The organism is Cupriavidus sp. 01L46 (assembly GCF_056399905.1).
On the sequence record NZ_JBFTSF010000379.1, the window covers coordinates 1 to 5,889 of the forward strand.

Sequence of the window (5,889 nt, forward strand, 5' to 3'; positions counted from 1 at the left end):
GCCACGGACACCGCGGCGCCCGACGACGAGCCGCCGGGAATGCGCGCGACCTGCTTGTCCGCCGGGTTGACCGGCGTGCCGAAATGCGGGTTGATGCCCACGCCCGAGAAGGCGAACTCGGTCATGTTGGTGCGCCCCACCAGCGCCGCGCCGCTCTCGCGCAACCGGCGCACCACCGTGGCGTCGGCCGTGGCCGCCAGCGCGTCGCTGCGCACCGGCGAGCCGGCGCGCGAGGCTTCGCCGGCGATGTTGAACAGGTCCTTGACCGAGACCGGCAGGCCTGCCAGCGGATGCAGCGGCTTGCCCGCCAGGCAGGCCGCGTCGGCGGCCTTGGCGACCTGCGCGGCGGTGTCGAAGGTGGTGTGCAGGAACACGGCGTGCGCGTCCGGCTGCTGCGCGTGCTGCGCAGCCTGGGCGATCACGTCGGCGCGGGAGATCGCGCCATCGTGAAGCCTTGTCTGTAATGTATGGATATCCGTAGGCATGGGGCTCGCGATCAGTCGCGCTCAGGAGGGGTCCGATCGAGTCTATCCAGTGCGTCCGCGCTGCGCAACCAGCCCATGGCGGGGCACGCCGGCGTCCCCGCGATAGTGCGCAACCCGCGCTTCCCGCGTTCCCCGCCCTTTTTTCGTGCAGAATCCACGGTGACATCCCCGATGTTTTGCTTGGATTTATTTTGTGTTTATCCTCATAATTTGTTAATAAACTGTCAAGCCAAATATGGTGGCCAGGACATCGGGGATACACCTAGTCATCCTTGTCGTTCGCTGCGCACACCAACCCCTGAAAGGAGTGAAGACATGGCGCGTAAGCCAGCAACCGAGCCAGCAACCGAGCCAGTAGCGCAGCCAGCAATCGAGCCAGGGCCAGCAGCCGTTCACGCCGAGGGTGGCCAAGCGAGCGCCAGGTCCGCGGCCAGTGCGCTGGCGCGTCCGTTGGGCCCCAATATCGTTTCGTCTTCGCACCTGGTGTCGGAGCGCAGCCCGGAGCTGTCGGAGTTCGAGTTCGGCCTGAACACGGCCTACAACGCCTACAGCCGCTGGGTGGTGCGCTGCATGGGCGCCTCCGGCGTGCGCGACCTGACCTTCCTGGACGTGCTGGTGCTGCATCACGTCAACCACCGGGCGCGCCCCAAGCGGCTCGCCGATATCTGCTTCGTCCTCAACGTCGAGGACACCCACCTGGTCACCTACGCGCTCAAGAAGCTACAGGGCCTGGCGCTGGTGGAGGGCGAGCGCATCGGCAAGGAAGCCACCTACATCACCACTCCCGCCGGCACCGAGGCCTGCGCGCGCTACCGCGAGATCCGCGAGCAATGCCTGACCAGCAATTTCTCCGCCGGCAGTGCCGAGAACGTGGAGATCGGCGAGCTGGCACGGCTGCTGCGTGTGCTGACCGGCCTGTACGAGCAGGCCGCACGCTCGGCGACGTCCCTGTAGCAGCAAGGACACCGCGCGCGTCCGGCCTGCATCCAGGCCGCGCTGCCGCCTGAGCGCCCTTTTTTTTCCCGACATCTCCATCACGCCCTAGAAGGAAGCCCCCGTATGCCGCAGTCGCTGCCATCCTCCGCTGCCGTTGTTTCGGACCGCCGCCGCTGGCAATTCTGGATCGATCGCGGCGGCACCTTCACCGATGTGGTGGGGCTCCGGCCGGATGGCACGGTGGTCACGCACAAGCTGTTGTCCGAGAACCCGGAGCAGTACAGCGATGCCGCCGTGGCCGGCATCCGCCACCTGCTGGGGCTGGCCCCGGGCGAGCCGGTCACGCCGGCGCAGGTGGAAGTGGTGAAGATGGGCACCACGGTTGCGACCAATGCCTTGCTGGAGCGCAAGGGCGAGCCGGTGGCGCTRTTCATCACGCGCGGCTTTCGCGATGCGCTGCGCATCGCCTACCAGAACCGGCCGCGCCTGTTCGACCTGAACATCGTGCTGCCGGAGCTGCTCTACCGCGACGTGGTGGAGGTGGGCGAGCGCCTGGACGCGCAGGGCGAAACGGTGACGCCGCTCGACGAAGCCGCGCTGCGCGCCGATATGCAGCGTGTGTTCGACAGCGGCATCCGCGCCATCGCCATCGTGTTCCTGCACGGCTACCGCCAGGCGGTGCACGAGCAGGCCGCCGCGCGGATCGCGCGCGAGACCGGTTTTACGCAGATTTCCGTCTCGCACCAGGTGTCGCCGCTGATGAAGCTGGTCTCGCGTGGCGACACCACGGTGGTGGACGCCTACCTGTCGCCGATCCTGCGCCGCTATGTCGGGCAAGTGGAGCAGCAGATGCCGGGCGTGCGCCTGCAGTTCATGCAGAGCAGCGGCGGCCTGACCGATGCGCACCGCTTCCAGGGCAAGGACGCTATCCTGTCCGGCCMGGCCGGCGGCATCGTCGGCATGGTGCGCTCCTCGCAGAGCGCGGGCTTCGGGCGCATCATCGGCTTCGACATGGGCGGCACGTCGACCGATGTCTCGCACTTCAACGGCGACCATCCCAACGATTTCGAGCGCGTGTTCGAGACCAGCGTGGCGGGCGTGCGCATGCGCGCGCCCATGATGAGCATCCATACGGTGGCCGCCGGCGGTGGCTCCATCCTGCATTTCGATGGCAGCCGCTTCCGCGTCGGCCCCGATTCGGCCGGCGCCAACCCGGGGCCGGCGAGCTACCGGCGCGGCGGCCCGCTGGCGGTGACCGACTGCAATGTCATGCTCGGCAAGATCCAGCCGCGGCATTTTCCCGCTGTGTTCGGCCCACGGGCCGATGCCGCGCTGGACCGCGACACGGTAGTGGCCAGGTTCACGGCGCTGGCGCAAGCGGTAACGGAGGCGACCGGCGATCAACGCAGCGCCGAGCAGGTGGCCGAAGGCTTCATCGAGATCGCGGTCGGCAATATGGCCAACGCCATCAAGCAGATCTCCGTGCAGCGCGGCCACGACGTGACCGGCTACACACTGACCACCTTCGGCGGCGCCGGCGGGCAGCATGCCTGCCTGGTGGCGGACGCCCTTGGCATGCAGACCGTGTTCGTGCATCCGCTGGCGGGCGTGYTGTCGGCCTACGGCATGGGCCTGGCCGACCGCACCGCCATGCGCGAGCGCGCCGTGGAGACGCGCCTGGACGACCGTGCATGGCCCGCGTTGCAAGCCACGCTCGATGCGCTGGCAAGCGATGCGCGCAAGGAACTGCTGGAGCAGGAAGTCGCCGAGGCGCAGATCGACGTGGTGCGCCGTGCGCACCTGCGCTACGAGGGCACGGATTCGGCGCTGGTGGTGCCGTTCGGCACCTTGCCTGCCATGCAGGCGGCGTTCGATGCCGCGTACCGCCAGCGCTATGCCTTCCTGATGCAGGGCAAGCCCCTGGTCGTGGAAGCCCTGTCGGTGGAAGCCATCGGCAGCAGCGAGCCGCCCGAGGAGAAGCTGCCCGACGCGCAGCCGCGCTGCGGCGGCCCCGTGCCGGCGGAGCTGGTGCGCATGTTCAGCGKCGGCGCCTGGCACGACACCGGCTTGTTCCCGCGCGATACGCTGCGCCCCGGCGACGTGCTGCCGGGCCCCGCCATCATCGCCGAGCGCAACGCCACCACGGTGGTCGAGCCCGGCTGGCAGGCTGAGCTGACCGCGCGCAACCACCTGGTGCTGACCCGCGCCGTGCCGCGTCCCCAGCGGCGCGCCATGGGCACCGACGCCGATCCGGTCATGCTGGAAGTCTTCAACAACCTGTTCATGTCGATCGCCGAGCAGATGGGCCAGCGGCTGCAGAACACGGCGTACTCGGTCAACATCAAGGAACGGCTCGACTTCTCCTGCGCCATCTTCGATGCCGGCGGCAACCTGATCGCCAATGCCCCGCACATGCCGGTGCACCTGGGCTCGATGGGGGAGAGCATCAAGACGGTGATCGCGCGCAACGCCGGGCACATGGCCGATGGCGATGTCTACGTGCTCAACGACCCATACAACGGCGGCACGCACCTGCCGGACGTGACGGTGATCACGCCGGTCTTCGACGAGGCCGGCGAGGAGATCCTCTTCTACGTTGGCTCGCGCGGCCACCACGCCGATATCGGCGGCATCACGCCGGGCTCGATGCCGCCGGACTCCACGGTGGTGGAGGAAGAGGGCGTGATGATCGACAACTTTCCGCTGGTGAAGGCCGGCGTGCTCGACGATGCCGGCATGCGCGCATTGCTGGCGGGCGCGCGCTACCCGGCCCGCAATATCGACCAGAACATGGCCGACCTGCGCGCCCAGGTGGCGGCCAACGCCAAGGGCGTCGAAGAGCTGCGCAAGATGGTGGCGCAGTTCGGCCTGCCGGTGGTGCGCGCCTATATGGGCCATGTGCAGGACAACGCCGAGGAAGCCGTGCGCCGCGTCATCACCGCGCTGAAGGACGGTGCCTATCGGTACCCGCTGGATAATGGCGCGCAAATCCAGGTACGCGTGACAGTGGACCAGGCCAGGCGCGAAGCCGTGGTGGACTTCACCGGCACTTCGGCGCAACTGCCCAACAACTTCAACGCGCCGCGCGCGGTATGCATGGCGGCTGTGCTCTACGTGTTCCGCACGCTGGTCAACGAGGACATCCCGCTCAACGCCGGCTGCCTCAAGCCGATCCACGTGATCATCCCCGAAGGCTCCATGCTCAATCCGCGCTATCCGGCCTCGGTGGTGTCCGGCAATGTGGAAACGTCCTCGTGCATCACCAACGCGCTGTATGGCGCGCTGGGCGTGGTGGCGGCCAGCCAGGGCACCATGAACAATTTCACTTTCGGCAACGCACGCTACCAGTACTACGAGACCATCTCCGGCGGCAGCGGCGCAGGGCAGGGTTTCAACGGCTGCGACGTGGTGCAGACCAATATGACCAACTCGCGCCTGACCGATCCGGAGGTGCTGGAATGGCGCTTCCCGGTGCGGCTGGAGAGCTATGAGATCCGGCCGGGCTCGGGTGGCGCGGGGCAGTGGCGCGGCGGCAACGGCGGCATCCGCAAGGTGCGCTTCCTGGAGCCGATGACGGCGTCGATCCTGTCCAACAACCGCTTGCACGCACCGTTCGGCATGGCCGGCGGCGAGCCCGGCGCCATGGGCCGCAACTACGTGGTGCGGGGTGATGGCAGCGAGCAAGCGCTGGGCCATGTCGGGCGTTGCGAGATGAAAGCGGGCGATGTCTTCGTGGTGGAAACGCCGGGAGGCGGGGGCTACGGCAAGGTGTAAGGGCCTGGCGGGGCGAGCCGGAGCGCAATGCTCCGGCTCGTTGCACGCGCTTCGCGGGCGCGACAAATTTTCATTTCCAACAGATCAGTCTTTCGTCACTTCCTAAATGTCCGATCGCGGGGGGCAAGGGAGGGACCGCGGTGACGCCACGCAGCAGATCAATCGTTCTTGGTATCGCATTGATTGGCGCATTGATCGGCGCGCTCGCCGCAGGCGGGTGTTCCAGGCCGGAGCCGGGCCGAGTCCTTGACGAGGCGAAGCAGGCCGGCCGGGGCCCTGAAACGTTCCGGCACGCATCGGAGGACTATTTCCACGGCATGGATCGCGGCGTTGCGCTGACCCAGGAAGAAATCGCCGGCCGCAATATGTGGCTGGTGTGGAGCGGCGGCAACGACAGGTTCTGGGACGACATGACGAACTTCACGTTCGGCGCGTTCGACCTGCTCAAGTCCATCAGCWCGCATCCGAGCCAGGGCTATTCCCGCGACACCCGCTGGCGCTATCTGGGCCTGCTCAAYGAGCCCTGCTTCGAAAAGCCCGCGGGGCCCGATCCGCAGCGCTTCGGGCTGTGGCTGGACCAACGGGTCAAGGATTGCCCGGCCGACCCCTTCGAGAACGAGCAAGCCTATCCTGGCGTCAAGATTGGCGCGCGCGGCACCACGTTCGCCAATGGCGCGAAGCTGCCGGTGGGTTC

General features: G+C 67.6%; 3 protein-coding genes and 1 pseudogene. 3 read left to right on the top strand and 1 reads right to left on the bottom strand.

Going from position 1 to position 5,889, the window contains the following annotated elements; all coding sequences use genetic code 11:
- On the bottom strand, nucleotides 1–485 hold a 485-nt coding region (locus AC1DS3_RS34740), incomplete at its 3' end, for an amidase family protein (RefSeq protein ID WP_477128966.1).
- A gap of 315 nt (nucleotides 486–800) precedes the next feature.
- Between AC1DS3_RS34740 and AC1DS3_RS34745 the strand changes: the two genes are divergently transcribed.
- The 3 genes and pseudogenes from AC1DS3_RS34745 to AC1DS3_RS34755 form a co-directional block, all read left to right on the top strand.
- Nucleotides 801–1,439 carry a winged helix DNA-binding protein gene (locus tag AC1DS3_RS34745; RefSeq protein WP_441630833.1) on the top strand — a complete coding sequence of 213 codons (639 nt, stop codon included), beginning with the start codon at nucleotides 801–803 and terminating at the stop codon, nucleotides 1,437–1,439.
- Between the two features lie 105 nt (nucleotides 1,440–1,544).
- Nucleotides 1,545–5,195 carry a hydantoinase B/oxoprolinase family protein gene (locus tag AC1DS3_RS34750; RefSeq protein ID WP_477128967.1) on the top strand — a complete coding sequence of 1,217 codons (3,651 nt, stop codon included), beginning with the start codon at nucleotides 1,545–1,547 and terminating at the stop codon, nucleotides 5,193–5,195.
- 317 nt (nucleotides 5,196–5,512) lie between these two features.
- A pseudogene (locus AC1DS3_RS34755) lies at nucleotides 5,513–5,889 on the top strand (hypothetical protein); the annotation flags it as partial.